General features: G+C 59.1%; 28 protein-coding genes and 3 pseudogenes. 10 read left to right on the plus strand and 21 right to left on the minus strand.

All coding sequences use genetic code 11. The features are described 5' to 3' along the window. Positions 1-41: 41 nt before the first annotated feature. The 8 genes and pseudogenes from O8B93_RS06370 to O8B93_RS06405 form a co-directional block, all read right to left on the minus strand. Positions 42-187 (minus strand): annotated as a pseudogene (locus O8B93_RS06370) (fasciclin domain-containing protein); the annotation flags it as partial. Positions 188-455: 268 nt separating this feature from the next. Next, complete coding sequence (locus O8B93_RS27880) at positions 456-623, minus strand: DoxX family protein (protein ID WP_309568494.1); 168 nt, start codon at positions 621-623, stop codon at positions 456-458. After that, positions 607-1,575, minus strand: a complete 969-nt coding sequence (locus O8B93_RS06380; RefSeq protein ID WP_269708994.1) for an alpha/beta fold hydrolase — start codon at positions 1,573-1,575, stop codon at positions 607-609. Before O8B93_RS06380 ends, O8B93_RS27880 begins: the two co-directional genes overlap by 17 nt. Before the next feature lie 61 nt (positions 1,576-1,636). Then, on the minus strand, positions 1,637-1,789 hold the full coding sequence (locus O8B93_RS06385; protein WP_269709035.1) for a hypothetical protein: 153 nt from the start codon (positions 1,787-1,789) through the stop codon (positions 1,637-1,639). A 390-nt stretch (positions 1,790-2,179) separates the two neighbouring features. After that, positions 2,180-2,500 (minus strand): MoaF-related domain-containing protein, encoded by a 321-nt coding sequence (locus O8B93_RS06390; RefSeq protein WP_269708995.1) that lies wholly within the window; start codon positions 2,498-2,500, stop codon positions 2,180-2,182. Between the two features lie 18 nt (positions 2,501-2,518). After that, complete coding sequence (locus O8B93_RS06395) at positions 2,519-2,908, minus strand: nuclear transport factor 2 family protein (RefSeq protein WP_269708996.1); 390 nt, start codon at positions 2,906-2,908, stop codon at positions 2,519-2,521. A gap of 1 nt (position 2,909) precedes the next feature. Then, positions 2,910-3,809 carry an MBL fold metallo-hydrolase gene (locus O8B93_RS06400; RefSeq protein ID WP_269708997.1) on the minus strand — a complete coding sequence of 300 codons (900 nt, stop codon included), beginning with the start codon at positions 3,807-3,809 and terminating at the stop codon, positions 2,910-2,912. A 76-nt stretch (positions 3,810-3,885) separates the two neighbouring features. Further along, positions 3,886-4,518: a DsbA family protein gene (locus O8B93_RS06405; protein ID WP_269708998.1), complete on the minus strand. Its 633-nt coding sequence runs from the start codon at positions 4,516-4,518 to the stop codon at positions 3,886-3,888. A gap of 112 nt (positions 4,519-4,630) precedes the next feature. Between O8B93_RS06405 and O8B93_RS06410 the strand changes: the two genes are divergently transcribed. Continuing rightward, positions 4,631-5,533, plus strand: coding sequence for a LysR family transcriptional regulator (locus O8B93_RS06410; RefSeq protein ID WP_269708999.1), 903 nt, complete (start codon positions 4,631-4,633; stop codon positions 5,531-5,533). Between the two features lie 49 nt (positions 5,534-5,582). Here O8B93_RS06410 and O8B93_RS06415 read toward each other — a convergent pair whose 3' ends face one another. The 4 genes and pseudogenes from O8B93_RS06415 to O8B93_RS06425 form a co-directional block, all read right to left on the minus strand. Continuing rightward, complete coding sequence (locus O8B93_RS06415) at positions 5,583-5,759, minus strand: VOC family protein (RefSeq protein ID WP_269709032.1); 177 nt, start codon at positions 5,757-5,759, stop codon at positions 5,583-5,585. Positions 5,760-5,860: 101 nt separating this feature from the next. Further along, positions 5,861-5,920, minus strand: a pseudogene (locus O8B93_RS27910) (VOC family protein); the annotation flags it as partial. A gap of 78 nt (positions 5,921-5,998) precedes the next feature. Then, the gene (locus tag O8B93_RS06420; RefSeq protein WP_269709000.1) at positions 5,999-6,742 is read right to left on the minus strand and encodes an SDR family NAD(P)-dependent oxidoreductase; all 744 of its coding nucleotides are present in this window, start codon (positions 6,740-6,742) and stop codon (positions 5,999-6,001) included. Between the two features lie 12 nt (positions 6,743-6,754). Then, the gene (locus tag O8B93_RS06425) at positions 6,755-7,165 is read right to left on the minus strand and encodes a DoxX family protein (RefSeq protein ID WP_269709001.1); all 411 of its coding nucleotides are present in this window, start codon (positions 7,163-7,165) and stop codon (positions 6,755-6,757) included. Positions 7,166-7,330: 165 nt separating this feature from the next. Here O8B93_RS06425 and O8B93_RS06430 point away from each other — a divergent pair, with 165 nt between their 5' ends. Next, complete coding sequence (locus O8B93_RS06430) at positions 7,331-7,696, plus strand: winged helix-turn-helix transcriptional regulator (RefSeq protein WP_269709002.1); 366 nt, start codon at positions 7,331-7,333, stop codon at positions 7,694-7,696. Positions 7,697-7,732: 36 nt separating this feature from the next. Here the strand turns inward: O8B93_RS06430 and O8B93_RS06435 are convergent. Then, positions 7,733-8,062: pseudogene (locus tag O8B93_RS06435) on the minus strand (DoxX family protein); the annotation flags it as partial. On the opposite strand from O8B93_RS06435, the gene O8B93_RS06440 reads away from it, so the two are divergent. Then, complete coding sequence (locus O8B93_RS06440; RefSeq protein WP_269709033.1) at positions 8,017-8,232, plus strand: winged helix-turn-helix transcriptional regulator; 216 nt, start codon at positions 8,017-8,019, stop codon at positions 8,230-8,232. The pseudogene O8B93_RS06435 and the gene O8B93_RS06440 sit on opposite strands and share 46 nt — an antisense overlap. Positions 8,233-8,358: 126 nt before the next feature. On the opposite strand, the gene O8B93_RS06445 is transcribed toward O8B93_RS06440, so the two are convergent. Next, positions 8,359-9,273, minus strand: coding sequence for a LysR family transcriptional regulator (locus tag O8B93_RS06445; protein ID WP_269709003.1), 915 nt, complete (start codon positions 9,271-9,273; stop codon positions 8,359-8,361). Between the two features lie 122 nt (positions 9,274-9,395). On the opposite strand from O8B93_RS06445, the gene O8B93_RS06450 reads away from it, so the two are divergent. The 7 genes from O8B93_RS06450 (at position 9,396) to O8B93_RS06480 (ending at position 18,612) form a co-directional block, all read left to right on the plus strand. Next, complete coding sequence (locus O8B93_RS06450; RefSeq protein ID WP_405049037.1) at positions 9,396-10,694, plus strand: MFS transporter; 1,299 nt, start codon at positions 9,396-9,398, stop codon at positions 10,692-10,694. Positions 10,695-10,713: 19 nt separating this feature from the next. After that, the gene (locus O8B93_RS06455) at positions 10,714-11,808 is read left to right on the plus strand and encodes a tartrate dehydrogenase (RefSeq protein WP_269709005.1); all 1,095 of its coding nucleotides are present in this window, start codon (positions 10,714-10,716) and stop codon (positions 11,806-11,808) included. Beyond that, a complete protein-coding gene (locus O8B93_RS06460; protein WP_269709006.1) occupies positions 11,805-13,073 on the plus strand; it encodes a glycerate kinase type-2 family protein in 1,269 nt (422 codons plus the stop codon). The genes O8B93_RS06455 and O8B93_RS06460 overlap by 4 nt, the downstream gene beginning before the upstream one ends. 5 nt (positions 13,074-13,078) lie before the next feature. Continuing rightward, a complete protein-coding gene (gene pyk / locus O8B93_RS06465; protein ID WP_269709007.1) occupies positions 13,079-14,509 on the plus strand; it encodes a pyruvate kinase in 1,431 nt (476 codons plus the stop codon). A gap of 411 nt (positions 14,510-14,920) precedes the next feature. Then, positions 14,921-16,030, plus strand: coding sequence for a 2Fe-2S iron-sulfur cluster-binding protein (locus O8B93_RS06470; protein ID WP_269709009.1), 1,110 nt, complete (start codon positions 14,921-14,923; stop codon positions 16,028-16,030). Between the two features lie 42 nt (positions 16,031-16,072). Next, positions 16,073-17,194, plus strand: coding sequence for a histidinol-phosphate transaminase (gene hisC, locus O8B93_RS06475; RefSeq protein ID WP_269709011.1), 1,122 nt, complete (start codon positions 16,073-16,075; stop codon positions 17,192-17,194). Beyond that, positions 17,191-18,612 (plus strand): FAD-binding oxidoreductase, encoded by a 1,422-nt coding sequence (locus tag O8B93_RS06480; protein WP_269709012.1) that lies wholly within the window; start codon positions 17,191-17,193, stop codon positions 18,610-18,612. The genes hisC and O8B93_RS06480 overlap by 4 nt, the downstream gene beginning before the upstream one ends. Positions 18,613-18,670: 58 nt before the next feature. Here O8B93_RS06480 and gfa read toward each other — a convergent pair whose 3' ends face one another. The 7 genes from gfa to O8B93_RS06515 form a co-directional block, all read right to left on the minus strand. Further along, positions 18,671-19,243 (minus strand): S-(hydroxymethyl)glutathione synthase, encoded by a 573-nt coding sequence (gene gfa / locus O8B93_RS06485; RefSeq protein WP_269709013.1) that lies wholly within the window; start codon positions 19,241-19,243, stop codon positions 18,671-18,673. 64 nt (positions 19,244-19,307) lie between these two features. Further along, positions 19,308-20,435: an S-(hydroxymethyl)glutathione dehydrogenase/class III alcohol dehydrogenase gene (locus O8B93_RS06490; RefSeq protein ID WP_269709014.1), complete on the minus strand. Its 1,128-nt coding sequence runs from the start codon at positions 20,433-20,435 to the stop codon at positions 19,308-19,310. A gap of 144 nt (positions 20,436-20,579) precedes the next feature. Then, positions 20,580-21,266 carry an ABC transporter permease gene (locus O8B93_RS06495; RefSeq protein ID WP_269709015.1) on the minus strand — a complete coding sequence of 229 codons (687 nt, stop codon included), beginning with the start codon at positions 21,264-21,266 and terminating at the stop codon, positions 20,580-20,582. Between the two features lie 4 nt (positions 21,267-21,270). Further along, a complete protein-coding gene (locus tag O8B93_RS06500; protein ID WP_269709016.1) occupies positions 21,271-21,978 on the minus strand; it encodes an ABC transporter permease in 708 nt (235 codons plus the stop codon). Between the two features lie 138 nt (positions 21,979-22,116). Then, positions 22,117-22,911: a transporter substrate-binding domain-containing protein gene (locus tag O8B93_RS06505; protein ID WP_269709017.1), complete on the minus strand. Its 795-nt coding sequence runs from the start codon at positions 22,909-22,911 to the stop codon at positions 22,117-22,119. Positions 22,912-22,985: 74 nt separating this feature from the next. Beyond that, positions 22,986-24,959, minus strand: coding sequence for a DUF2817 domain-containing protein (locus tag O8B93_RS06510; protein ID WP_269709018.1), 1,974 nt, complete (start codon positions 24,957-24,959; stop codon positions 22,986-22,988). A gap of 136 nt (positions 24,960-25,095) precedes the next feature. After that, positions 25,096-26,136 carry an aromatic ring-hydroxylating dioxygenase subunit alpha gene (locus O8B93_RS06515; protein ID WP_269709019.1) on the minus strand — a complete coding sequence of 347 codons (1,041 nt, stop codon included), beginning with the start codon at positions 26,134-26,136 and terminating at the stop codon, positions 25,096-25,098. Between the last annotated feature and the right edge of the window lie 73 nt (positions 26,137-26,209).

Below are 26,209 nucleotides of genomic sequence, written 5' to 3' on the forward strand. Positions count from 1 at the left end.
TGTCGCCGGCCCTTCTGATGATGGAATAGCCCTGGACCACATCTTGGGCAAGGAACCGTGTCGATGACATGGATGACGCCGTTGGATGTTTGACGTCGGCGATCGTCACCTGCGCAACACAACCCACTTCGTCGGTGAGCTTGATCGTGCCGATGCTTTCCCGGGCCTTCAGAAGGCATCCGCCGACGATGAAACTTTGCGAATTTCATCAGACGCCACGCCTGAATGGCCAAACGACGATATTTCCCGCAAAGAGCGCCAACCACACCAGGTATGGCTGCAAAGGCAACCGGATGAGATGGTAGGACCATTGCCACGGTGAAACAGTCGCGGCACCAAGGCTGTCGATGGCATGCTTGATATTGGCCGGGAATACGCAGATTGCATAGAACGCCAGGCCAATGCCAGCGGCTTTCCGCAGCCGTGGCACCAGAAGTCCTACCGCACCGGCAATCTCACAACAGGCCAGTCAGGAAAATAACGGCCTCCGGCTCTGGAACCCAGGCGGGCGTGATACCGAGGAAGGGTTTGGGCAGGACGAGATGCAGAATGCCCGCGAGACCATAGAGGCTGGATAGTCCCCACTGGCACCGCCGCCGCCAGACATCAATCCTTGCCGTCATGTGCTATCCTCTGCTCGACATCCCTTTTCAGGGCGTTGAGGCTCGACTTGCGGCCCGCGACCGTCTCGATCGCTGCGATTACCAGATCGTTGGCGACGAAATCCGACTTGTGCCCTAGATTGTGCACGACGATCAGACGGGCACCGAGAATATCGCGGGCGAGATGACGGGAGTGGACCTCAGGGGAGACGATATTGTCAGCATCCCCCGTGATGATGACCGTAGGCACTTTGATTCTGTGGTAATTCACGGAAGCCGCTCTTGCCCAGTCGCTCAAAGCCGCAACCTCTTTCGCATTGTGCCGAAATGCGAGCGGCCGCAGCGCTTGCAGGGCCCGTGTCCTGTGGATGTAGTCGGCGGGAACCGGGTTCGGGGCAAAGACGCCTTTCGTGGCACGATCAATGGCCATAAGTCCGACAGGTGGCACGATAAGGGTGCTGAATAAAGTGCCTGTGACTGGGGCGCTGGCAGCCTCATAGTACCAGGCGATCCCGCCATTCCATGGATAGACCGCCGGAGACAGGAAAACGAGACCTGAGACCATATTCGGATGGCGCACGGCGAAGGACGCGGCAATTGCTCCCCCGAAGGAGTGACCGACAATAATAGCGCGGTTGATGCCTCGCTTCTGCATGAGGACGGCAATGGAGTCGGCTTGACTGTCAGGCAAAATGTTCTGCTCACCACCGACGTCGGAATTGCCGTGACCTGGACGATCGACGAACAACAGCTTGGCCCGCTCCTGCAGCTTTGTCTGAAACGAGAACATCGGATCGTAAAGGCTGGCGCTGGCACCATGAATGAAAACGATGGGTGGCAAGTCTGGCTTCCGACCTGGTTCAAGCAGGACGCTATTGAGCTTGAACCCACCGACATCGATACGGACTGGCTTATCCTCCCGCTTTGGCGCAGCAACCGCTTTGGAAACAATCAACGCGCAGCAGCCGATCATCAGAAGCGCGGCGGTCAGGCAAAGAGTTCGATCCGGCATATCCTAGGGCTGCCTCGCGATATCACTGGCAAAGATCGGACCTGTCGGAAGGCCCGTCAGCATCAAAAAAGGCATCGTTTCCCGCCACTACATGTCGAATGATGTCGGCTTGCCTTCCGCGAAACGTATCGTAGCCATAGACCGTCTTGAGGATATGCAGGGTATCAGCGGTCACGGCAGTTTTTATCCGAAGTGGAATGATTGTGCATCATCACGGTTTTGGGATCGATGGCAATGCCGAAGATGGAGTTGGCCGTGGAAGTAGGTAACGTTGTCAAGTTCCATCGCAAGTTGACCCACTTTGCCATCTGGCGCTGATCCAGCGCAAAATAGCTACAGGCTTGGCCGGCGCATCCGTATCTGCACCACAGTCAGCGGCGTCGCAACCCCGAGCACTGCAAACCTGATCGCCCAGATGCCGGAACTCGGCTCCCTATCCCGGTGAAAGCGGAAACGCCAAAGGACAACGACGACAGTACGGCGGAAGGCCCGAGGCTAAAACCGCATTGTTTATGCCCGCAATGTGTACAGCACAGAGAAAGGGACAGTCTGCCCCGCGAAATTGTCAGGAAACCTGGGTCAGCTTCGAGAAACCGTTGTAGAACGAGCCGTCGGGTCCTGTGATGTTCGTATAGATTTCGCCCTTACCGAAGTCCTCGATATGGACGACGGTCGTCTTGTCGGCTTCCTGCCAATAGACGAGGAACACATCGTCGCGGATCGGCCTGTGGGTGAACCTGACTGTCTCGACGAAACCCTTGTTGGGCTCGACGAGCCGGGTGAAGACCATCTCGCTGTCCGATTTGAAATCGATGCGGAAGGCGTTGCCCCCGCCGAAATCGACTTCATAGGCATGGCCGACGGCCGGAAAGGTAATCTGGTTCATATCGTCCTGGCTCCTGTTTTAGCGGATGGCGTCCTGCACCATCGCAGTGTCGACATATTGCTGCATGCGCAGGATCTTGCCGTCCCGAAGCTCGTAGAGATGCGCGAAATGGGCGGTCATGGACTTGCCCGTCGCCTTGTAGGTGCCTGAATAGATACCGAAGGCAGCAACGCGGTCGCCATCGGCGAGATAGGTATGGGCTTCGGCCTTATAGCCGTCCCATTCCGTCGCGAGACGATGAAAGACGCCCTTCATCAGGGCATCCACGCCGACATAGGTGCCCACGTAGGGAAAACCCGCTGCCTCGGTCCATTCGATTTCGGGAGACAGAACGGCAAGAAGATTCTTGCCGTTCTCTTCGGAGGACCCTTCATAGGTCCTCCGGATGATGTCGCGATTGCTGCTCATCTCAGCCCCACTTCATTTCGCCCTTGGCGACCTTGGAGCCGATATCGAGCGCGACGCCCATACCCAAGCCGGGGAAGTGGGCCTCCATCGCTGATTTCAGCGCAGCAGCGTTAGCGGCCTTGCCCAGTTCCTCTTCGAAGGCGACGAGATAGGCCTTGGTGAAAGCGACGCTACTCAGATCGGTCGCCGCTTGGGGATCTTGGTGGCCAGGCACGACGACGGACGGGTTCAGGGCGGCGATCTTGTCGAGATTGGCAACCCATGCCGCCCGGACCTCCTTGGTCGGTGTGTCGGCAGTCCAGACATGGACGCCGGAAAAAATCAGCACGCCACCGAACACCGCGTTGAGCGAGGGAACGCGCAGGTAGCGCCGGCTGGCCAGCCCCTCGGCGGCCACGATCTCGACCGTCTCGCCATCGACGGTCAGCGTCGGGCCGTCGAATGCTTCGGGCAGCACGATATCGGCGAGCGTCTGCGGCCCGTTCTCCTTCAACTGGAGCCCCCAGACGGCCAGCTTCTTCTCAACGTTGCCGTTGATGGCGGCGATCGTGTCGGAAGCGGCGATGACCTTGGCATTCGGGAACGCCTCGCGCACCGGCTTCAGACTGAAATAATAGTCCGGGTCGGACTGGCTGACATAGATGGTGGTCAGCGTCTTGTCCGTGGCCTTGATCGCCTCGGCCAGCGCGCGGCCGTCCGGATAGGTGAAGCCGCCGTCGATCAGCAGCGCTTCGGTCGGGCCGGTGAGCAGCACCGGCGCGCGGAAGAAGCCGTTCTGGCCGGCGGGAAAATGCTTCCACGCCAGTCCCGATCCCGCTGCATGGCCAAGACCTGCCGGGGCAAAGGCAATGGCGGCACCTGCTGCAAGTGTCGTTTTCATAAGGTCTCTCCTTGAATACATGGTTGTCTCCAGTCTTATCGGTTGCTGATACGCGGACGCGCAGCGGTGTTGGAAATGTTGATTGGGCGCGCTTCGATCAGCTCACTTGAAGTTCGGCGACGAGCAGATCGAATTCACCATAAAGAAGACGGCTATCGATCTTTCGGCACTGATCCTCGTACCTTGAGAGAATGGCGGGTACGCCCTGAATGCCGAGGCGCGCCATATCGGCCCGTGCCGCCGAGATCCTGCTCCGATAGGCGGCGAGAAGCGCCTCGTCCGGAGCCTGAAGCCGCCGAGCCGCCTCGACGAAGCCGGCCGATGTGAGCGTCTCGGCGACGATGCTGATGTCTGAATTGTTGCGGCCCGCCTGATAGCGGGCGTGCTGAAGGACCTCCAGCGCTGCAAGTTCGCGCGCCGGCTCGCTAAGACCGACGGCGACCAGCCCAAGGGTGGCCGGCGCGGAATCGAACAGGCCGCCCACCGCACCGAGCACCCGCTCACGATAGGCGTCGGAGAAGGGCTGCCCGGTCAGGCGGGCGATGCGCTGGTCATTCTGCCAGGCATAATCCGCAAATTGCTTGCTCATCGGCCGAGAACCCTCACCGGCAAACAGGCCGGTGGGCGCCAGATCGAGCGTCACGCCGTCGAGCCGCGACAACTTCTCCAGCGCCGGACCGGCGCCATAGCACCAGCCGCAAAGAGGATCGAAAAGGTAGGTGATCTGCATATCCGTTTTTCCGTGTTGTCTTGCACTGAAGATATGCGATCGGGATTGAATTGATAATTGCGACGAAGTCGCCCAGACTGTGCGTCATTGACTTACAATGCCGGAGTGTCACATGGAGGCGATCAATCTCAATCGGCTCGCTTATTTCGTTGCCGTGGTAGACGCGGGCTCGTTCACCCGTGCCGCGGAGCGGCTCGGCATCACCAAGACCGTCGTCAGCCAGCAGGTGGCCCGGCTGGAAGCAGACCTCAGGACGAGCCTCCTCTTGCGGACGACCCGCCGCGTCGAGCCAACCGAAGCGGGCCGGTTGCTACATGCGCGGGCGGTCATCATCCTGCGCGAAGCCGAGGATGCGTTCGGAGAGGTTGCCGAGGTCACGGCCAGTCCGATCGGGACTTTGCGGATCGCAGCGCCGAACGATTTTGGTACATCGACCATCGCACCGCTGGTGGCTCAATTCTGCCGGACCTATCCCGCCTGCACGGTCGACCTCGTCTTGTCGGACGCCAGGATCGACCTGATCACCGACCACATCGACGTTTCGATCCGGGTCGGCTGGCTCGACGATTCCAGCCAGCAAGCCCGCCGTATCGGCTCTTTCCTGCAGTTGCTTGTTGCCGCGCCGGACTTCGCGCGCACGATCACCGCCAATATACCCGATGATCTCGCCCAGCAGCCATTCATCGCCAACGGCGCGTTGCGTGAGCCGCTGGTCTGGCATTTCTCGCGTGCCGACTTTGATCGCTGCACTATCCGCATGCGACCGGCGATGACCATCAACGCGACGCCAGCCGTGCTTACCGCCACACTGGCCGGTGGAGGGCTTTCGGTACTGCCGGACTTTCTGGTTAGCGAACTGCTGGAGAGGGGCGCGCTCATCCAAGTGTTGCCAGACTGGTCCTTGCCATCAGGCGGCATCCACGCGGTTTATCCCGCCGCCCGGTTTCGACCGCCGAAAGTGACCGCCTTCGTCGCGATGCTGGCAGCCGAAGTGAAGCTTGCGCCGGCCGATTGAGGATTCCCTGAACCCGGCGCGACGGGTTCACAGCTCCCGCGCCGCGAGATCATTCTTGCACGAGATCGAATTTGTTGCCGTCCGGATCGGTCAACGTTGTATAGCGGATCTGCGGCAGCTCGAACTTCTGCAAGGCCGTCGCACCAAGCTGCACCAGCCGTTCGGTTTCGCCATCGAGATCGGATGTCTTGAGATCGACATGGACGCGGTTGCGCTGCGTCGGCAGGTCTTCGACCTTCTGGAACTGGAACGGGGGACATCAGGAGACGCCGCCAGTTGAACGATCATGCCAAAATCGTTGGCGACTGCGATACCGAGGACTTGCGACCACCAGGCGGCCAGTCTCTGCGGATTCGCGGTGTCGATGGTGACAGCGTGTATCTTCATGGTCTGTTTCCTTGTTTCTTCGGACAGGGAGCTGCCCCGCCCTCGTATGCGCTCACTTGCGAGGACCACTCCGGTAGTTCAGCGGGCACTGTCGATGACCGACCCGCCATCGGGCGTGAGCGAGTATCCTGTCAGGAACTGGGCGTCCTTGCTTGCCAGGAACAGCACCACAGGCGCGATGTCTTCTTCCGGCGATCCGTAACGGCCGAGTGGATTGGCCGGCGGCGGGACGTCGACTTCAGGTCCCCAGGTCGCAGCGACAGGAAGGACATTGTTGACGGTGATCTTGTCCCCCGCCCACTCGCGGGCGGCCGTTCTCGTGAGCGCCCGCACCGCCTCCTTGGCCATGTTATAGGGAGCCATGCCTGCCAGTCCCGAGACGCCGGCCAGGGACCCAAAGTTGATGACGCGGCCATGCCCGCTCACTTTCAGATGCGGATAGGCCGCCTGCATGGCACGCAGATAGGCGATTGGGCCAATCTCGAAATTGCGCTGGAGCTGTTCCGCCGGGAGGTCGAGCACTGAAGCATAGGCAACGGTAGGATCGAAGGCGTTGTTCACGAGAATGTCGAGACCACCATAGGCCTCGACAACCTTGTCCACTGCTGCCTTGATGTCATCGGCATTGCCGAGATCGGCAGGAACCGCGAGCGCCGTGCCGCCGGCGGCCTCGATTTCGGCTACGACAGCTTCAACGTTGGCCAGGGTGCGCGACAATACGCCGACCTTTGCGCCTTCGGCTGCAAACTGCTTCGCGGTCGCGCGGCCGATGCCCCGACTGGCGCCGGTGACGAGTGCGATTTTTCCTTCAAGTCTTGCCATGGGGTTTTCTCCTTAGTTGAGACTTGTCTGTTGGGTTGCCGCGACCAGGCCGTAGGGCGACGGCACATCGCGAGCGGCATTCTGCGTGGCAAAGGAAGCGGCGAGCAGTGCGAGGCCAATTACGGCAGGCAGCGCACCGGCAGGCTTGCGAACGCCCAGATGCGCCGATCCCGATAGGATCAGATGGTAAAACATGCCCGCATAAGCCAGATCGCTCAGCGGCACGCTGACGCGCGACAGGACCGCGAGGGCGCCGAGAACCTTCACCACGATCATAAGGGGCACGAGATAGGGTGCCGGATAGTTCAGCCCTGTGAGGGTTTGTCGAACCCAGGCTCCTTTGGTCAAATATAGAAACGCGGAACTTAGATAGAGCAGCGAAAGCAGTGCTGTGCTGACCCAGTAGACGATGGTTGCTGACATGGTTATTCCCGTGGGCGTCGACGCTCCCGATGAGGTCGGCCATTTCGTGTTTTCCTTCATGTCCTCATTGGCGTCGCCCACGAGAACCTGTATAATAATTTAAGTGTTGAACCAAAATTCGCAAGTAGTATGAATTTTTGACAGTAAGTATGGAAATCCAGACTAATGCAAAAGCGTGACGACTTCACCATGCAGGATGAGATGCGCCGTGCGTTCTCCATGCTCTCGGGTAAATGGAAACTGGAGGTCATGTGGCTGCTCAACGAGCGGGTCTATCGCTTCGGCGAATTGCGCAAGGCCATCCCCGGCATCACGCAGCACATGCTGACGTCCAGCCTCCGGGAGTTGGAGGCGGACGGGCTGGTGTCCCGCACCGTTTATGCCGAAGTGCCGCCTCGTGTCGAATATGCGATGACCGACAAAGCGCGGGGGCTTGGCCCCACCATGGAAGCGCTCACCGCCTGGTGGAATGAATATGGCAAGCAGTCCTCACCGAAGCCAAAGCCAAGGGGCCTTAAGGCAAAAGATTGATGGAGCCGTCCGGCTTTGGGCCGGACGGTCTTATTCTCACACGCCTTCAGCTCTGGTCTTGAAGAACTGGCCATAGGGTGAAGGCTTGCGTCGCGCGGCATTCTGCGTTGCGAATGAGACCAGCAGCGCGTCCAGTCCGACCAGCGCGGGCGCAGCCTCAACGGTCTGACCGACATTGAGATGCGCGGAAAATGCCAGCAGCAAGTGATAGAACATCCCGGCACAGGCGAGGTCCGACAAGGCGACATTGAATCGCCAGAGGATCGTGACCGCAGCAAGCGGCTTTAGCACCGCCAGAATCGGCACGAGATAGGCTGGGAATCCAAGCATCGGAAAGAGGCGCTGCACGCCGGCGATGTCGGAAAGATAATAGGCGCCCGGTCCTCAGAACGGCCTATGCAACCATCCCGCCCAAGGTCGAATACGAGCTCACGTCACTCGGTCATTCACTTACCCAGCCCTTGGCAACCTTGCTGGAATGGGGACAGAAGCACAGCGAGGATATTGAAGCTGCTCGAAAAGCTTTCGACTGTTGATTTCCGCGAAGAAGAGCAAGCGTAACTCGCGCACCTTCTTGGTCGGATAGCCCAACTGACGGATGGTGGCATTCATAAAGATGTTGATCGGATCGCGTTGAATTTGCATCGAACACGGCAGCGAGATCACGCATTCAAAGCGTAACGCTCCAGATTGGCTTCAAGCATCTCCAGCATTTGATCGCGACGCGGATCCCGGACGGATTTAACCCAGGCCACGGCAAGCGGCAATTTGTCGGGCTTTCCCTTTTGCGCTGCTCGCAACGGGATGTATCTGACCCCCTCCAGCGCAAGTTTTGACGTCCACCTCGGCACCAGGGCGGAACCGATACCAGCGGCGACGAGGTTGATGATCGTCTGCTTCTCATCGGCAATCTGGGCTATGCGAGGTCGCAGCCCTACGTCTGCGAACAGTCCGAAGGTCAGATCATGGCTATGCGGCCGTGAACGACGTTCGGGCACGATGAGAGGCTCGTCCGCGAGATCATGGATTGAAATCTCGTCCTGCGCAGCTATCGGGCTTTGGGCGGGCACCGCGACAACGACGGTTTCCGTGAAAAGTTTTCTCATTGCCAGGTTACGATTGAGCTTGTCCCTTGGCCTGATGAGAATGAGATCGAGGCGGCCAGCCAGGAGTTTCGGAATAAGGCGGATCGATTTGTCTTCAACCAGCTGGGTCAGGGTTTGTGGCGAGAGCTCGCGAAAATCCTGAAGCAATTGAGGAACGAGGCCCGCCGCGGCGCTATCGATTGCACCAATCCGTAAAATGGGAGCGGGCAAGTGGCGTGAGGTTCGAAACCGCCCGGCCACGGCTTCAAGGCGGCCGAGGAGAGGCTTCACCTCCTTCAGCAGGATAACGCCATCGTCGGTCAATTCGACACTTCGCGTCGTGCGAGACAGAAGCCGCGTTCCAAGCGATTCCTCAAGCAGACGCACGTGACGTCCCAGGGAAGCCGGCAGCATACCTGTCCTCTGGGCTGCTTTGCCGAAATGCAACTCTTCGGCCACGGCGACGAAACACCTTAATTGTTCGAGTTCCATAAAACCTCATTATATCATTTAATTATATAATTATCTGAATATTGGTTTTCGGCAAGGGGCAAAATACCGTTGATGGATGGCGCTGGAGGATGCGTCTCATCAAACATCGGGAGGAGCTTGCTGTGACTGGCGAGTTGGAAACGCGCGTCCTGCGCAAAATCACATGGCGCATCGTGCCATTCATCATGGTTCTATATCTGATCGCATTTATCGACCGCGTGAACATCGGTTTCGCGGCGCTGACGATGAATCAAGACCTGGGCTTCTCATCGACGGTTTTCGGGGTCGGGGCCGGTATTTTTTTCCTCGGGTATTTTCTGTTTGAAGTTCCCTCGAACCTCATTCTGGACAAGGTCGGTGCACGGATCTGGATCGCCCGTGTGATGATCACCTGGGGCATCATCTCGGGCGCCATGGCGCTGGTGCAGGGTACAGCGAGTTTTTACACGTTACGCTTTCTGCTCGGCGTGGCGGAGGCCGGGTTTTTCCCGGGCATCATTCTTTACTTGAGCTATTGGTTCCCGGCTCGCCGCCGCGCCGCCGTCACCGCCATGTTCATGGCCGCAGCGCCTCTGGCCACGGCTATCGGCTCTCCGATTTCCGGTGCGCTTCTTGAGATGCACGGGATCTGGGGATTGGCCGGCTGGCAGTGGATGTTCATCATCGAGGCTGTCCCGGCACTCGTTTTCGGCGTCATCGTGCTGTTTTATCTGACGGATCGGCCCGAAAAAGCCAAATGGCTGTCCGATGAGGAGCGCGCCTGGCTGGTACAGACCATGGAGCAAGAGCGGGTGGGCAAAGCCAAGGCAAGCCATAGTATCTGGGCCGGCCTTGCGGATATAAGGGTTCTGGCGCTTGCCCTCGTTTATTTCGGCACCTCGGCGGGTCTCTATACGCTCGGCATCTGGGCGCCCCAGATCCTCAAGAGCTTCGGTCTCACATCGTTCCAGACCGGCCTGATCAACTCCATCCCAGCCATATTCGCCGTCGTTGCTATGATCCTGTGGGCCCGCCATTCCGACAAGACGAACGAACGTACCTGGCACGTTGTGGGCGCCTGCCTGCTGGCAGCCGCCGGGTTGGCGCTTGCCACTGGCGCAACCTCCGTCTTTGCCGTGTTGGCCGCCCTGACGCTCGTTAATATCGGCATCAGCGCATCCAAGCCGCCGCTGTGGAGCATGCCGACGCTTTTCCTGTCCGGCCCGGCTGCCGCGGCAGGGATCGCCACGATCAACTCCATCGGCAATCTCGGCGGGTTTGTCGGGCCCTCGATGATCGGCTGGATCAAAGACACAACGGGAAGCTTCGCAGGCGGCCTCTATTTCGTGGCAGCATTGCTCGTCATCTCGGCGGGGGTCACGCTGATCCTTGCTCGTGGAGCTGCGTCTCGGAAATCTGAAGCCGCTTCCGGCCACAACTGAAATCAATTGGAGAATGACAATGCGTGAATATAAAATTGCAGCCATCCCTGCCGATGGCATCGGGCCGGAAGTGATCGCCGCCGGACTTCAGGTTCTCGAAGCGCTGGAAAAGCGCAGCGGCGACTTCAAGATCCATTCGGAGACCTTCGACTGGGGCTCGGACTACTACAAAAAACACGGCGTGATGATGCCGGCCGAGGGGCTGGAGCAGCTCAAGGCATTCGACGCCATCTTTTTCGGCGCCGTCGGCGCGCCGGATGTGCCTGATCACATCACGCTTTGGGGTCTGCGCCTGCCGATCTGCCAGGGTTTCGACCAATATGCCAATGTGCGTCCGACCAAAATCCTGCCGGGCATCACGCCGCCTTTGCGCAATTGCGGCCCCGGCGATCTCGACTGGGTGATCGTCCGCGAAAATTCGGAAGGTGAATATTCCGGCCATGGCGGCCGCGCCCATAAGGGGCTGCCGGAGGAAGTCGGCACGGAAGTGGCGATCTTCACCCGCGTCGGCGTTACCCGCATCATGCGTTATGCTTTCAAGCTGGCGCAGTCGCGCCCGCGCAAGCTTCTGACCGTCGTGACCAAGTCGAATGCCCAACGCCACGGCATGGTGATGTGGGACGAGATCGCAGCCGAAGTCTCGAAGGAATATCCCGACGTCACCTGGGATAAAATGCTGGTCGATGCCATGACGGTTCGCATGACCCTGAAGCCGGAAAGCCTGGACACGATCGTTGCGACCAACCTGCATGCCGACATTCTCTCCGATCTCGCCGGGGCGCTTGCCGGTTCGCTCGGCGTCGCGCCGACGGCCAATATCGATCCGGAACGCCGCTTTCCGTCGATGTTCGAACCGATCCATGGATCGGCTTTCGACATTACCGGCAAGGGCATCGCCAATCCGATCGCAACCTTCTGGACGGCGGCCCAGATGCTGGAACATCTGGGCGAGCGCGACGCCGCCGCTCGCCTGATGGGGGCCGTGGAGCGCGTGACCGAAGCCGGTATCCTCACCCCCGATGTCGGCGGCACAGCCAATACGCAACAGGTGACGGATGCCGTCTGCGAAGCGATCGCGGGTTCCAATATCCTGAAAGTGGCTGCTGCCGAATGAGCTGGAACGATGTGTCCGCCCGCAAAGTGCTGCGTCGAATTTTCGACGCAGCCGTCGAAAGTGCCGATCCGGCAAAAGTGATCGCGGCACATCTTCCCGAGCGTCCGAAAGGCCGCTGTATCGTTGTCGGCGCAGGCAAGGCGTCTGCGGCAATGGCGGCGGCACTCGATGCCGCCTGGGGCGACGTGGACCTGACAGGGGTGGTCGTCACGCGCTATGGTCACGCCGTGTCGGCCGGGCGCATCGAAATCATCGAAGCGTCCCACCCGGTTCCCGATGAAATGTGCGTCGAGGCGGCCACCCGCATTTTCGCATGTGTCGAAAATCTCGGCCCCGACGATCTCGTCATTGCCCTCATCTCGGGTGGTGGCTCCTCTCTCCTGGTTTCACCGGCCGGCAACATGACGCTTGCCGACAAAAGGGCGGTCAATCAGGCCTTGCTCGCCAGTGGCGCGACCATTTCTGAGATGAACGCGGTTCGAAAACAACTCTCCAACATCAAAGGCGGCAGGCTGGCGCAGGCGGCTTATCCGGCAAAGATCGTTTCTCTGGTGATTTCGGACGTGCCGGGTGACGATCCTTCCGAAATAGCCTCCGGGCCGACTGTCGCCAACCACACGACGCTTGAGGATGCCCGCGAAATCGTCTCCCGTTATCGGCTGGAGCTTCCGGCAGCGGCCCAGGCGGTGCTTGAGCAAAGCGGCTCACTCAACGTCTCGCGGCCGATAAACGGCGAAGTTCGGTTGATCGCTTCCCCCTCGATCGCACTGGATGCGGCGGCAGGGATCGCCCGCGCCAACGGCCTACAGACACTCATCCTCGGCGATGCGCTGGAGGGCGAATCCCGGGAGGTCGGCACCGTATTTGCCGGGATTGCAATATCGGCAAAGGCGAAGGGACTGCCGATAGCCGGCCCTGCCGTCATTCTGTCCGGCGGAGAGACATCCGTGTCGCTTCAAAAAGGCTCCACGGGGCGCGGCGGCAGGAACACCGAATTCCTTCTAAGCCTCGCCATCGGCCTGAACGCCGCGCCGAATATCTGGGCCATAGCCGGCGATACCGATGGTATCGACGGTGTGGAGGACGCAGCCGGGGCCATCATCACCCCGGATACGCTGGCGCGCATGCGTGCGTCGGGCATCGCCCCGCGCACCGCACTGTCCGCCCACGACAGCTACACCGCCTTCAAAGCGGTCGGCGATCTGGTCGTCACCGGACCGACGCTTACGAATGTCAACGATATCCGCGCAATCCTGATAGGTTAAATTCCATGTTCATTCGCAGCAATCGCCGGGCCAAGATCGTTGCTACGGTTGGGCCAGCCTCCAACTCACCCGAAAAACTCCGGGAGATGTTTCTCGCCGGGGTCGATACGTTCCGGCTCAATTTCAGCCACGGCAGTCACGAAGACCATGCGGCCTCCTATCGTCACATCAGGGCGCTGGAAAAAGAACTGGGCGCCGCCATTGGCATTCTTCAGGATCTGCAGGGTCCGAAAATCCGCATCGGAGTCTTGAGCGATGGTCGCCTCGATCTCGCAAAGGGGGCCGCTATCCGCTTCCTGTGCGGCACCGAACCCGGTAAAGGACTTCTCGACATTCCGCTTGCGCATCGCGAGATATTCGCGGCCGTGAAGCCCGGCGACGACCTGCTGATCGATGACGGCAGGGTCCGCGTGCGCACCACGGCTGTCAGCAACGAGCAGATCGATGCCGAGGTCATCGTCGGCGGGCAGATATCCAACCGCAAGGGCGTCAATATTCCCGGAGCCGTTCTCGACATTTCGCCACTCACCCCGAAAGACCGCAAGGATCTCGAATTCGGGCTGGAGCTTGGTGTCGACTGGGTTGCTCTCTCCTTCGTTCAGAAGGCGCGCGACATGATCGAAGCACGCTCTCTTGTCAGCGAGCGCGCCGGCCTGATCGCCAAGATCGAAAAACCCTCCGCGCTTGATGAAATCGATGACATTATCCGGCTTTCGGATGGCATCATGGTGGCGCGTGGCGATCTCGGAGTGGAAATTCCGCCGGAGGATGTGCCGGGCCGTCAGAAAGAACTCATCCGTGCCTGTCGCAGGGCCGCGAAGCCGGTGATCGTTGCGACGCAGATGCTGGATTCGATGGTGTCCTCGCCCACCCCCACGCGCGCCGAGGCGTCGGATGTCGCGGGCGCCATTTATGACGGCGCGGATGCGGTCATGTTGTCCGCCGAGTCCGCCACCGGCTCATTCCCGGTCGAGACCGTCGAGATCATGAGCCGTATCATCGAGAAGACCGAGAAGCACAAGCTCTATCGGCCCATTGTCGAGGCGACGGAACCGGAACTGATACAGACCCCTCCGCATGCTGTCGCCCAGGCGGCGGCCGGCGTGGCGGTCGCGCTCCAGTCTCCCTTGATCGTCGCCTTTACCGTGAGCGGCACGACGGCATTGCGCATCTCGCGCGCCCGCCCGCCATTGCCCATCCTTGCGCTTACGCCTTGCGAACAGGTGGCGCGTCAGCTTTCGCTGCTTTGGGGAATTGTCGCCGTTAAAGCGGAGACGGCCACGGATTACGAACGATCCGTCGATAACGCGAAGCAGGTGGCAAAAGAAACGGGCCTTGCCCGGCCGGGCGATCAGATCGTCGTCGTCAGCGGCTTCCCCTTCGCGACCAAGGGCAGCACGAACAATCTGCGGGTGGCCGAGGTTGGACAAGGGTAACGTCTGGCGATTGCGGCAAGGCGGATGGACCGGCAGATCAAGCTGATATCTCTTGGCCTGTTGTAACCAGAGGGAGTGCTGATCCACAACTCAGGGCCTCTCCAGACCGCGCGAGGCGCGGTCTTTTTGTTTAGTTATTCTAAACAAAAACCCACGGCCAACGGGATTGTTTCTCGCGATGCCCACGCAAATAATCAGATTTGTCAGAGGGATAAATTGAGGTCAGGTGTCGGGACGGCAAATGGATGATGATCAAATCGCCATGTTCCGTTTTTGGGGAGGTTTCTGCCGCCCGCCAAAACCTCTTTTCCGTCTGAAGATTGAATCCAGCCGTTTTGATCGGTCTCACGGGTAGTCCCTAAGACGACACCTGCGATCGCCCGACGCAACAATGACGAGGACAAGCATATCATGACGAACACTCTGGATTCACGCTTTCGCCCGTTTGAGGTGAAGAGAAAAATACGCGAGAGTGCAACGATCACCTCCTTTTACCTCGCACCCGTCAACCCCGAGGACTGGCGCACCTTTGAGGCTGGCCAGTTTCTCACCATCCAGATACCCGATCCTGAAGGTGGGGAACCACTTGTCCGAAACTACACGGTATCGTCAGGACCAAGTGACGTGGGCATCTACCGCATCACCGTGAAACGGGAAGCGGCGTTGACGCATGGTATGGCGGACGGCATTGCCTCGTGCTGGCTGCACGACACGGTGGAAGAAGGTATGGTGGTCCATATCGACAGGCCACGCGGCGCCTTCAAGCTCGACACGGCCAGTCAGCGACCGGTCATTCTGCTGTCCGGCGGTGTCGGCCTGACACCCACGGTTTCCATGTTGAAGGTCCTGGTCGCGCAAAGCGATCGGCCCGTCTGGTTCGTCCATGCCTGCGACGGGGGCAGCACCCACGCTCTGCGCGAGGAAGTCCGGGCGCTCGCCGAACAGCGCGGCGATGTTCATGTGCACTACTGTTATCGCTATCCGACCGATGAAGACGCGAAAGCGGGCCTGTTCCATTCGACCGGCTTCATCACACGTCAGACCTTGCAATCGTTTCTGCCGCTCGACGATTACGAAGTCTATATGTGCGGGCCACCGCCTTTCATGCAGGCGATGTATGATCTGCTTCTTTCTCTCGGTTTGGAAAAGAGCAGGATCGCCTATGAGTTCTTCGGACCCGCATCGCTGCTTTCGCCATCGCAGCCGAAGAAGGATGTAAATCTCCGCCCAAACACCACTGCCGTGTCGCAAGCGGCCAAAAGCTCGGCTATAGAAATCGTTCTTGGAAAGTCCAATGCCCGGTTCGAGTGGGACCCAGCCTCGGAATCCATCTTGAGTTTCCTAGAAAATCAGGGTGTGGAACCTGCGTTTTCCTGCAGGGCAGGCGTTTGTGGAAGCTGTGTTCAGGGTCTCGTTTCGGGCGACGTGGAATATGTGGAGGAGCCGCTGGATGACGTACCGGCCGGCCAGGTTCTGCTCTGTTGTACCAAACCCGTCAATTCGGTCGTGCTCGACCTCTGAAAGCCAGTTTCCAGCATTCATCCAAAATCAGCGAGACAAGCCATGGCCGAACCACTCAGGCTCAATCCGTACGTTGCGGAACTCCCGCCCTATAATGCCGGGATGAATATTGCGGTAGCACGCAGCAGGACGGGTTTGACCGATATCGCAGCCTTAGCCAGCAACGAGAACCCCTATGGCTGTTCGCCAAAGGTGGCTGCGGCGCTGGCCGGCCTCGATCCGTCCCGCTATGCGGATCCCGCCTGCGTGATGCTGCGTGAAGCGCTGAGTGAAAAACTCCGCGTGGACGGCAACCGAATTGTCATTGGGAACGGTTCAGAAGAGATGATCGCTGCTGTTTGCCGTGCGGTCCTGCGCCCGTTCGCCACCGTGGCGACCATGGCCCCCGGCTTCGGTCTCCACGAAATCGAACCCCGCGCAAACGGTGCGAAAATCGTCAGGATACCGATGACGAACGATCTCCGGTTCGATCTTGAGGCGATGAGGAAGGTGCTGCAAGACAAGCCGTCAATATTCTTCATCTCTTCGCCTTCAAACCCGGTTGGGCCAGCGCTCGAGCAGGATCAACTCTCAAACCTCATTGCCGCTGTTCCGAAAGAGACACTACTCGTTTTCGACGAAGCCTATTTCGAATTCTGCGACGAGAATATGCCCGACGGGCTCAAGCTATTGGCGGAGAGCGCGATCTCCTACGTCGTGCTGCGAACCTTCTCCAAAGCCTATGGGCTCGCCGGGTTGCGCGTGGGTTATGCCGTTGCCTCTGACGCACGGCTTGCACAGGCCATGTCGTCCGCAAAGACGCCGTTCAACGTCAATGCCGCCGCACAATTGGCCGCGGTTGCCGCTCTTGAAGACGAGGAGTGGATGCGAGATTCGGTGGCCAAGGTCGTTAGGGAACGCGGGCGTATGGCTGGGGCAATAACCTCGCTCGGCCTACTCGTACCGGAGTCCCGTACCAACTTTCTGTTTATCGACATGAGTTGCGACAGCACCATCGCTTTCGATCATTTCCTCTCGCATGGCATTATCGTCAAACCCTGGAAAGAGCCGGGGTTTACAAGCTTTATCCGTGTGACCGTTGGACTTCCTGCTCAAAACGATCGTTTTCTCGACGCATTGCGTTTGCTGAAAGAAAAGCTGCTTGAGGCGGACGCCCCGTTATGATCGAGCAAAATGCCCATGCGACAGGGGGTTTGCCCGTAGCCTTCCTCAGGGATATCGAAGCGGCCATCGGCCTTTCCCACCTGAAACAGGGGGATGCCGTCGCCAATCTCGATTATGGCGTAACCCCCGCAAATTTCGGCGCGGACGCGGTGGCTTTCCCGTCATCAACGCGGGAGGTCGCCTCCATCATCAGAAGCGCCGCTGCACATGGTGTCCCGGTTGTTCCACAGGGCGGCCGAACCGGGCTTGTCGGCGGGGCTGTTTCGATACCCGGCCAGATCGTTGTGTCAACCGCCCGGCTCAATCGGATTGTTGATATTTATCCTGACGAGCGGGTTGCCGTCGTGGAGGCGGGCGTTACGCTTCAAGCATTGCAGGCGGCCGTCTGGAACCATCAGCTGGAGCCAGGCATCGACCTGCCATCGCGGGGTTCTGCGACGATTGGCGGAATGGTCTCGACAAATGCCGGCGGGATTTCAGCTTTTCGTTATGGCGTGATGCGCCATCGCGTGCTCGGTCTGGAAGTCGTCCTGCCTGATGGAACAATATATTCCGACCTGACACGGGTGGTGAAAAATGCCGCCGGCTACGATCTCAAGCATCTCTTCATCGGCGCCGAAGGGACACTTGGCATCGTCACCAAAGCGGCGATCAAGCTGGAACCCGTTCCCGCCGCAACCGCAACCGCGCTTTTCGGGCTTCCCTCAGTGGAAGCGGCTCTTCAGGCAACCCGGCTCGGACTGACCGTGGAATACGGCCACATGCGTGCGGCGGAAGCCATCTGGAATTCGTTTTTCTCCCTGACGGCGGGCGAACATCTCTGGTCGGCGACCGACTACGCTCCTGACTATCCCGTCAATCTCATCCTTTCGCTTGGCGGCGGCGACGAAGAACAGCTACAGACGCAGCTCGGCCGGATATATGAGGAACTGTTTGAGACGTATCCTGACATTTCCGCCGTCGTTGCAACATCGCAAGCGCAGGAAGCCGAGTTGTGGCGTCTGAGAGAGGATACGGACCTCATCTATCGCAGATATCCAGCCGCGCCATCCTTTGACGTTTCCGTGCCGCTGTCGCAGATTCAAGGATATGTCGCCCGCTGCCTGCCGGAACTGCGGTCGATCGACCCTACCTTTGATCCCTATCTTTTCGGGCATATTGCCGACGGCAATCTCCATATCGTCCTGAATACGCCAGGCACTCATATGACGCCTGAGAAGACCGCCGCCGTCGAAGCCGTTCTTTACCGTGACCTGACGCAATCGGGAGGCTCGTTTTCGGCTGAACACGGTATCGGCTCCAAACGCGTTCACGCACTGCGTGCGACCGCCGACCCCGTGAAATTTGCCCTGATGACCCGGATCAAGGCCTTCATGGACGCTGGACACACCCTTAATCCCGGTAAGGTCACCGGCTGACATGGTAACGCCGCGCTTTTTCGGAGCGCGGCGCAGAGAGATGTGGACCGATTACGTGTCAGTTCGCCAGAACGCCGTTCTTCTTGGCCGTCCAGGTCGCGATATAGTCCATCAGGGCGGGAGACAGGCAGTCGTAGGGTTCAAGGCCGCTGTCCTTCAGCTTTGCCCGTACTCCGGACATCTTGTCTGGTGAAAAACCCGCTTCGATGATGGATGACACAAAGGCGGCGAAGCCCGGTGCTGCCCAACCCTTTTCCTCGAACCGCTCAGGGTGAATGAATGCCAGTCCCTTGAAGGGATGATCACGTTCCACGGGTCCGTACATGTGGACGCCGCATTGAGTGCAGGCGTGCCGCTGGATCAGCGCAGATAGATCGACGACAGCCAGTTTGTCGCCGTTTTCCAACACCTCCACACTGTCGGTGGGGGCCACCGCGACCACGGAGAACAGCGCCCCCTCCGGTTTCCAGCATTTGGTGCAACCGCAGGCGTGGTTGTGGGCAATGTCACCTTTAACCCGCAGTTTGACCGGCCGGGATGTGCAGCCGCACACCAGTGTTCCGCCTGAGAAGGCTGCATCGGTGGCCCGATAGCCCGAGTCGACGGTCGGATGAATGGCAATCATCGTCATGATAAGGTTCCTCCCTTTTTCGCCGGCGCAGAGTGCACCGGTTATCTTGCATGGGGCATCACGGCTAGTAGACCACGACGCCGCGGATCGATTCACCCTTGTGCATCAGCTCGAAGCCCTTGTTGATGTCTTCGAGCGGCATGGTGTGGGTGATCATCGGGTCGATCTGGATCTTGCCTTCCATGTACCAGTCGACGATCTTCGGCACATCCGTGCGGCCGCGCGCGCCGCCGAAGGCGGTGCCCATCCAGTTGCGGCCGGTGACCAGCTGGAACGGACGGGTGGAGATTTCCTGGCCGGCGCCGGCAACGCCGATGATGACCGACTTGCCCCAGCCGCGATGCGAGGCTTCCAGCGCCTGACGCATGACCTTGGTATTGCCGGTGCAATCGAACGTGTAGTCCGCGCCGCCGATCAGGTCACCGTTCCGCTTCGTCATGTTGACGAGATAGGGCACGATGTCGTCGCCGACGTCCTTCGGGTTGACGAAGTGGGTCATGCCGAATTTTTCACCCCAGGCCTTACGATCCGGGTTGATATCGACGCCGATGATCATGTCCGCACCGGCAAGGCGCAGGCCCTGCAACACGTTCAAACCGATGCCGCCGAGACCGAAGACGATTGCGGTGGAGCCGATCTCCACCTTGGCGGTGTTGATGACGGCGCCGATACCGGTCGTCACGCCGCAGCCGATGTAGCAGACCTTGTCGAAGGGCGCGTCCGGGTTGATCTTGGCCAGCGCGATCTCCGGCAGGACGGTGAAGTTCGAGAAGGTCGAGCAACCCATATAGTGGTGGATCTTGTCCTTGCCGATCGAGAAGCGCGAGGTGCCGTCAGGCATCACGCCCTGGCCCTGGGTGGCGCGGATGGAGGTGCACAGATTGGTCTTGCGCGAGGTGCAGGAATAACACTCGCGGCATTCCGGCGTGTAGAGCGGAATGACGTGGTCGCCCTTCTTGACGGAGGTGACGCCGGGTCCGACATCAACGACGATGCCCGCGCCTTCATGGCCGAGGATTGCCGGGAAGAGGCCTTCCGGGTCAGCGCCAGAGAGGGTGAAATCGTCTGTGTGGCAGATGCCGGTGGCCTTGACCTCAACAAGCACTTCACCGGCGCGGGGACCTTCAAGCTGAACGGTCATGACCTCGAGCGGTTTTCCTGCCTGAATGGCAACGGCGGCACGGACATCCATTTAAAATTTCCTTTTCATGTTTTCGTTCGAGGGGTGACAAGCAAGCGACAATGTTCGCTTGGCAATTCCGGCGGCGAGGCGGCCATGGTCAGCTTATCGGCAATCAGGCGAACCACGCGGCCGTCCCTCCGGCATCATATACTCTCAGCGCACCGCATGCCGCATCATATGTCTCTCGGCGATGCGGATGAGCATGACAAGAGTGAGATTGATGACAAGGTAGATCGCGCCAGCCAGGGCGAAGACTTCAAAAATCGCGAAGGTCTGGCTCATCAGACGTTTTGCATATCCGGTGATCTCGAGAACCGTGATTGTCGAGGCAAGGCTCGTCCCCTTGACGACGAGGATAAGCTCATTGCCGTAAGCTGGCAGCGCCTGACGAATGGCGAGCGGGAATTCGATCCGGCGGAAGCGCAGAAATGGTGACATTCCGGTGGCTTTGGCCGCTTCCTTCAGACCCACGGGAACGGAGAGCAACCCGCCGCGCAGAATTTCGGATGTGTAGGCCGCCGTGTTCAGAGCCATGGCCATGACCGCACAGCGCGTGCCGTCGCTGACGATCCACCAGGTGATCGCATTGTTTTTGATGAAGCCGAGCTGGCCGAGCCCGTAATAAAACAGGAACAGCTGCACCAGAAGCGGCGTCCCGCGAAAAACCATGCTGTAATATTTTGCAAATCCCGAAACGAAGCGGTTTTCGGACAGTCTCATCAAGGCAAGGCCAAGACCGAGGTTGAAACCGATCGCGACGGATATCACGGTTATTGCCGCCGTTGTCGAAAGACCTTTTAATAGGAATGGCAACGATGTTTCCCAAAATTCGATATCCATCGCGTTATGTCCTTGCCCTAAGTCTCACCAGACGCTCCACCCTGTCAAAGCCGGCCTGGCTGACCAGGGTGATCGCGAAGTAGACGGAAGCTGCGATAAGGAAAAAAATCAGCGGATTACGCGTGCTGCCGGCACCAACGGAGGCGGTACGCATCAATTCCTGCAACCCGACGACCGAGACCAGCGCCGTGTCTTTGATGGTTGTTTGCCAGACATTATTCATGCCGGGGATGGCGATGCGCAGCATTTGCGGCAGGATGATCCGCCTGAAGATGCGGCGCCCGGGAATTCCCAAGGCCCGCGCCGCCTCGATATGTCCTGCCGGGATGGAGGCCAGTGCGCCCCTGATGACCTCGGTCGAATAGGCGCCCGAGATCGTTCCGACGGCAACTACGGCGATGATGAAGGCGTATCCGCTGTCGGCAAGAGCCGCATATCCGAACGCCGTGGCAACCTGCGTGACGAATTCCACCGAGGAAAAGAACAGCAGATAGATGATCAGCAGTTCAGGCACGCCGCGCACGAGCGAAGTATAGGCGTCCACCACAAGCGTCAGCGGAAATATCCGCGCCCACTTGATAACCCCGCACAAGGTCCCGAGCAGCGCACCGACAACGATGCTCACCGTGCCGACGGCAATGGTTATCGCCGCGCCCTGCAGAATGGCCCTTATCCACCCACCCTGCCAAACCAGCATCAGACTAGACTCCATGAGACCTGCCCCCAAGTTTTGCTGGTTCTTCCAGCACCTTGCCGGCACCGGACATCTTCAGCATTTTCGACCGTACAAACCCTTAGAGCTTGCGATGGAACGATCGCCCCGCACTCCGGTGGAGAGCGGGGCAGACACTTAGTTGCAAGGTCGGGAGATATCCATTTTGAACCATTTCTGGCTCGACTTTCCAATCGATCCATCGGCAACGAGGTCGCAGAGGGCCTTGTCGATCTTTGCTTTCAGTTCAACGTTATCTTTGGCGATGCCGACACCGATGCCTTCACCGAGGGTGGAATCGAATTTGCTCTGAACCTTCACGTCGACAAACTGAAAGTCCTTGCCTTCAGGCTTAGCCAGAAAATCCTGCAGTGCGGAGGCATCGGCAAATGCCGCCTCGATGCGGCCGCTTGCGAGATCGATCTGCATGTTGTCGAGCGTGTCATAGGTCTTGAGATTGGCTCCGGGGATCCGCTTTTCGACAAAGTGGGCGTGTGTCGTGCCAGTCTGCACACCGATGGTTTTCCCATCAAGGCCCTTCAGCAAGGCGTCGATGTCCTTGATGCCGGCGAGATCCGAGGTCTTCGGGACCAGAAACATGTTCGCCAGTTCGGCATAGCCGACCGAAAAATTGATTTCCTTTTTCCGATCCTGGGTAATCGACATCCCGGAAATGATGATGTCGAAGCGTTTCGCCTTGAGGGCCGGTATCAGCCCATCGAAGGCCTGCACGACGAAGCGACATTTCATGGCGAGTTTCGTGCATAGCAGATTGCCGACATCCGCATCAAAACCGGTCACCTTGCCGGCGGAATCGGCCATGCTCCACGGCGGATAGGCGCCTTCGGTGCCGATCGACAATTCGCCCTCTGCGGCATGGGCCGTGCTGACGCCGGCAAGAAGCAGGGCAAGAGACAAAACTTTCAAATTCATAACGCGAGTTCCCCTATTGGTTATTTGTTGCGTTTCAGGTGCCGGACGCCGTCCGACAGAAAATCGGCGGCAGCTCATAAAGTCCGCGACAGGAACTGACGCAGTCGTTCCGATCGCGGATTGCTGAACAATTCCGCAGGCGTACTCTCTTCCTCCACCTTTCCCTGGTGCAGGAACAGAATCTTGTGCGATACCTCGCGCGCAAACTGCATTTCATGCGTGACGAGGATCATGGTGTTGCCCTCTTCCGCCAGCTGGCGGATCACCCGCAGGACTTCACCCACGAGTTCCGGGTCGAGAGCCGATGTCGGCTCATCGCAGAGGATGACTTTCGGCCGCATTGCCAGCGTTCTGGCAATGGCGGCGCGTTGCTGCTGGCCGCCGGAGAGCTGACCGGGATACTGGGCATGTTTTTCCGAAAGCCCGACCTTCTTCAGCAACTGATGGGCGTGTTCGATCGCATCCTGACGACGTTCACCCAGCACATGCACCGGCGCCTCGATGATGTTTTCAAGCACGGACATATGGGGCCAGAGATTGAAGTTCTGAAACACCATGCCTACGCGGGCGCGAATACGCTCGACCTGGCGCATGTCGGCGGGATGAGAGCGGCCGTTCCCTGCGCTCTTCATCCGTATTTCCTCACCATCGATGACGATCGTGCCGCTGCTGGGCTGCTCCAGCAGGTTTATGCAGCGCAGAAACGTGCTCTTGCCGGAGCCGGACGATCCGATCATCGAGACGACTTCGCCGGGGTCGGCGCTCAGCCCGACACCTGACAGCACCTCGTGCGTGCCGAAACTTTTATGCAGATCGCGAACCTCAACGGCTGGCCGTTCATGACGCTTGATGTTGACCGGGATCGCCGGCGGCCAGTTGATGACGGACGCAGGGGCGGCCGCTGTCGCGATTTCTCCCTCCCTATCCGGCGCGGCGACCGAGGCGAGCGCCGTCAGCGCGCGGTCGAAATACCGCAGGCTTGTTCCAAGACAGTTCTGCTGCCATTCGGGATCAACCGGAATGAAGGCTGTGCGCAGCGTCGTCTTGATTTTCCGGCCAAGCGGAGATTCGATATTTCCGAACAGATGCAGCCAGTTATCCGCCTGCACGGCATCCATCACAACCCGGCCTTCAAGAGTTCCGCATTCGATCACGAGCGGCAGCACACGGCTGTTCGGCAGGGATTTGCGCACCGCTGCCGAGACATAACCCGTGGCGGTCGCGGCAATGCCGGTATCTGTCGTTGCACCCTCGCCGGTCATCACGACCGCCAGCGCATGCCCATAGGTTTTCCTGCCCCATTCCAGCCCGTCATGATCCTCTTCGGCGACACTGAGCAAAGCGGGATATCCGTAAGGTCCGGCACCGGTGTGCAGATCGAAGACGATGACATCGGATGCACCGCTGACGAAGGTGTTCAAAACATCCCTGAGAGTGTGGTTCGACCACGTCGGACCGCTGCCGCCGTAAAATAGTCCGTCCGGACAGTCATATTGGCCTGCTTCAACGATTGCGGCGATGCCGGCATGACCACCGGCTGCGGCTTTAGCGTCTTTCAGTTTTTGATCGGCACGATCACGATCAGGCCCATCCCACTCGGCGCAGACAAACGCCTCTTGAAGCGCCGCATATCGCTCGTTTCGCGGAACGACGGCTTCCCAGTCAATGAAATTGCGGTTGAGATCGACATTGTCTTCGTTGACCCGACGGCTCCATGCCGTCCCCCAGGGGTTGATCAGGTGAATGATCACGACAGCCGTATCGGCGGCGAGGGGCAAAGGATTGTTCGCAGAGAGCCATTCGGCCTGGCATGCCGATCCGAATTGCCCCTCTACCCCGTGTGTGCCGGACAGGATGACAAGCTTTTTCGATGCATTGCGTTCGCCGAGATAGGCAACATCGGTAAAAAGCGGCTCGCCGCCAGGGCCATGCAATGGATGTTTGTATTCAAACAGGGCAGCGCCGGACCGGCGTGCCGCGGAGAGAAAACGCTGTCGCAGCACATTATAGTCCACAGAATAAAGCTCAGGCTGCCTGATGTGGCGCATCAAGGATACTCCCGATTGATTGCAGAGGTCGGCTTTTGCCGTTCACCCGCTATGTTCCCGATTATTTTTTGTAATCTTCGCCTGGCTCCATGGGCCAAGCGAAGAACGTATTGCCAAAGCATTCCGGCGCTGGCGATTATTCTGCGGCAGCGACCATGCTCACAGTCTCGCTTTCGATCATCTGCGAAAGTTTACGCCGGAACCGCAGGGGGCCAACGTCGATCTTCAGATCGAGGTTGGGGGTCTGCTTGTTGGCAATACCGTGATGAACCGCTTCCAGCACGATACGGTCCTCTTCGAACGCACCGCGAACGGAGGTTGCAAAACGCGCCGAAACATCCGGGTCATCGGGCGCGAAATTGCGCATCTGGAACCAGTAATATTTCGTGCGGTTCTCATCCACCGGCGTCATGAAGTTGTAGCTGTCCATCAGGAACGTATTGTCCGGCAATTCCCGGCCCTCGCCACCGGAACCGGACGGTGCAAAAATCGCCTTGATGATGGCGTTGCTGGGATAGCGGACCTCGTAATGCTGTTTGCGGTCGCACGTCCCTTCGAACTGCAGAAAGGGGGCGTAGAAAGGCGCGGGTTCCGAATCCAGCATCCACCGCCAGACCACCACGCCATCGCTTTTCACCGTAGTTTCCAGCGGCGTTTCTTCGCAGGCCGAACTGGCGAACGAACTCTGATGCACCCAGGCGACGTGGGACGGATCAAGCAGATTGTCCGTCATATAGAGATAATTGCAGTTGATCGTCATGGACTCGCCGCGATTGACGCCCCAAGACGGATCACCGAAATGCTCGACATGGAAAATCTCGGCGGGATCGGCTTTCGCAGCGTCACCCATCCAGATCCAGACAAGACCGTAACGTTCTTCGACCGGATAGGACCGCACGCAGGCCACATGTGGAATACGCTCTGCCCCCGGCACGCGGGTGCAGGCGCCCGAACAGTCGAAGGTCAGGCCATGATAACCACATTCGACATCATCGCCCTTGATGCGCCCCATGGACAAGGGCAGCTTGCGATGGGGACAGGCATCTTCAAGGGCTGCCAGCTTTCCACTCTGCAGGCGATAAAGGACGATATTTTCGCCGAGCATCGTAACGGGTGTCAGGTCGCGGCCGACTTCATGATCCCATGTCGCGACGTACCAGGCATTCCTGAGAAACATTTTTCTTCCCCTTATTCCAGCTTCCAGTGAGAGAAGTATTTTCTTTGTGGCGCTGGCCGACAAGCGGATTTCC

The organism is Martinezella rhizogenes (assembly GCF_027460065.1).
GTDB classification, from domain to species: domain Bacteria; phylum Pseudomonadota; class Alphaproteobacteria; order Rhizobiales; family Rhizobiaceae; genus Agrobacterium; species Agrobacterium rhizogenes_C.